Genomic DNA, 2820 nt, shown 5'->3' with positions numbered 1-2820 from the left:
CCTGGGTCCCCTTGCCGGTGCCCGGCGCCCCCAACAAAACCAGTCGCATGAATTCCACTCCCGAATGAACAGGCGAAGCGTGCGAGCAGCCGGCGTGAAACCGCATCGCCTAGACTGCACGCAGTTCGCAGCCCGTCCACTTTACCGCAGCCGGACCCTCCACCAGAACGTTTTGGGAGCTTTCCATGCCACAAGGCACCCTGCTGTATGCACAAAGCGGCGGCGTGACGGCCGTCATCAACGCCACCGCGGCCGCGGTCATGCAGGCGGCGCGAACGCGCAGGGTGCGGGTGCTGGGCGCGCACGACGGCATCCTCGGCGCGCTGCGCGAGGACCTGATCGACACCGCCACGCTGACGCCGGCTGACCTCAAGGCCCTGATCCATACGCCCGGCGGGGTGTTTGGCAGCTGCCGGCTCAAGCTGAAATCCTTGGAGGAGGACCGCGAGAAATACGAACGGCTGCTGGGCGTGCTGCGCGCCCACGACGTGCGCTGGTTTCTCTACAACGGCGGCAACGACTCGGCCGACACCGCCCTCAAGGTGTCGCGGCTGGCGGAGGAGTTCGGCTATCCGCTGACCTGCGTGGGCGTGCCCAAGACCATCGACAACGATCTGGCCGTCACCGACTGCTGCCCGGGCTTCGGCTCGGCGGCCAAGTACACCGCCGTTTCGGTGCGCGAATGTGCGCTGGACGTCATGGCGATGGCGGAATCGTCGACCAAGGTCTTCATCTACGAGGCGATGGGTCGCCATGCCGGCTGGCTTGCGGCGGCGGCGGGACTGGCGGGAGGCGGCCGGAACGAGGCGCCGCATCTGATCCTGTTCCCCGAACGCGTCTTCGACGAAGCCGATTTCCTTGCCCGTGTGGAAGCCACGGTGCGCCGCGTGGGCCACTGCGTCGTGGTTGCCAGCGAAGGCATCCGCGACGCGCAGGGCCGCTTCGTTGCCGATGCCGGCGGACTGAAGGACGCCTTCGGCCACGTCCAGCTCGGCGGCGCCGCCTCGTATCTGGCCGCCCGGGTGCAGCACGCGCTGAAACTGAAGACCCACTGGGCGATGCCCGACTACCTGCAGCGCTCGGCGCGCCACATCGCCAGCCGTACCGACCTCGAACAGGCGCAGGCAGTCGGCCGCGCGGCGGTGGACTGCGCCTTGAACGGGCAAAACGGGGTGATGCCGGTGATCGTGCGCGACAGCGACGCGCCGTACCGCTGGCACATCGACATCGCGCCGCTGGACCGTATCGCCAACCGCGAAAAGAAGCTGCCCGGAAATTTCATTCGCTCCGACGGCTACGGCATCACCGCGGCCGCGCGGCGCTACCTGGGCCCGTTGATCGCCGGCGAAGCCTTCCCGCCCTACGCCGCGGACGGCCTGCCGACCTATGTCACTCCGAAACTGTCCGCAGTAGCGCGCAAGCTGGATCGATGGGAAAACTGAATGCCGTCCCGTCCCGGACGAATCCCGCATGTCCGGGGTGGACTGCCGAATTCCGTTAATGCCATATTGAGGCCCTGTCGCGGGCCCCGCGACTCACTTCGCACCCTGCTACCGCCCGCCATCGAACTTTCTTTTGAGGACATCCATGAAATCTGCCCTTTCGGTTCTCGCGCTTGCCCTGACCGTCGCCCTTGCCAGCAGTCCGGCCATGGCCGGCAAGAACGACCCGCGCGGCTCCGCTGCGGGCAGCAACTCCCGAGGTTCCAATCCGACGCTGGAACACTGCGAGCGTCCGCTCGGCACGGTGGCCGTGGTGGAAGAGCAGGAAGGCGACTGGTACCGCTACCTCACCTCCGACCTGCGCCTGCCCTCGACCATCCCGGTGATCCGGATGCTGATCCAGCAGTCCAACTGCTTCGTGGTGGTCGAGCGTGGCCGGGCGATGCGCAACATGATGCAGGAGCGCGAGCTGATGAACAGCGGCGAATTGCGCGAGGGCAGCAACTTCGGACGTGGCCAGATGGTCGCCGCCGATTACACCATCAATCCCAGCATCACCTTCTCGCAAAGCGATGCCGGCGGCATTGGTGGTCTGATCGGTTCGTTCGGCGGCAAGTGGGGCGCGGCGGGTGCGCTGATCGGCGGCCTGAAGTTCAAGAAGGCCGAAACCATGCTGACCCTGGTCGACAACCGTTCCGGCGTGCAGCTCGGGATCGCCCAGGGCAACGCGACCAAGACCGACTTCGCGCTCGGCTTCGGCGGCGGCGGCGGCTCGGGTTTCGGTGGCCTCGGCGGCTATACCAGCACGCCGGAAGGCAAGGCCATCGCCGCGGCGTTCGTCAATGCCTACAACAATCTGGTCGTGTCCCTGCGCGAGTACCAGGCGCAGGAAGTCGATGGCGGCCTCGGTCGCGGCGGGAACCTGCCGGTTGGCAACTGAGCCCGACCGGCGCGCAATAACGAGTGTCTGGTTTGCCGGGCACTCGGCATTTCTGCCTGACGCGAAGGTGTGAGCCGGCTCCGATGCCGATCCTGCAGGTCAAGGTCAAACCCAGTGCCCGCGTTTCGACGCTGGCACGTCAGGACGACGGCACCTGGCTGGCGCAACTGAAATCGCCGCCGGTGGATGGCAAGGCCAATGCCGAATTGCTCGAACTGGTGGCGCGGACCTTCCGTTGCGCAAAATCCGAGGTCGCGATCAAATCCGGCGCCGGCGGGCGCTTCAAGCGAGTGACGATCCCGGATTGAAGGACTGGATCGGATATCTCAGCGGCACTCCGGCCCGCGCACGGCCAGTTGCACCGCATAGCGCGGGATGGCCTGATGCTGGACGGCGTTGGCCGGCGCCAGATCCTCACGCAGATAGATCCTTACACGG

General features: G+C 66.5%; 3 protein-coding genes. All 3 read left to right on the top strand.

Translation table 11 applies throughout. The annotated features are described in order from the left end of the window. Window positions 1-185 precede the first annotated feature (185 nt). On the top strand, window positions 186-1442 hold the full coding sequence (locus tag Q0X16_RS01035) for a 6-phosphofructokinase (RefSeq protein ID WP_297829719.1): 1257 nt from the start codon (window positions 186-188) through the stop codon (window positions 1440-1442). Between the two features lie 145 nt (window positions 1443-1587). Further along, complete coding sequence (locus Q0X16_RS01030) at window positions 1588-2382, top strand: CsgG/HfaB family protein (protein WP_297829716.1); 795 nt, start codon at window positions 1588-1590, stop codon at window positions 2380-2382. Window positions 2383-2465: 83 nt separating this feature from the next. After that, on the top strand, window positions 2466-2690 hold the full coding sequence (locus tag Q0X16_RS01025; protein ID WP_297829714.1) for a DUF167 domain-containing protein: 225 nt from the start codon (window positions 2466-2468) through the stop codon (window positions 2688-2690). Window positions 2691-2820 lie beyond the last annotated feature (130 nt).

Source organism: Thermomonas sp. (assembly GCF_025993755.1).
Lineage (GTDB): Bacteria > Pseudomonadota > Gammaproteobacteria > Xanthomonadales > Xanthomonadaceae > Thermomonas.
The sequence above is the reverse complement of the archived record's forward strand: the minus strand, read 5'-3'. Positions and strand labels throughout refer to the sequence as shown.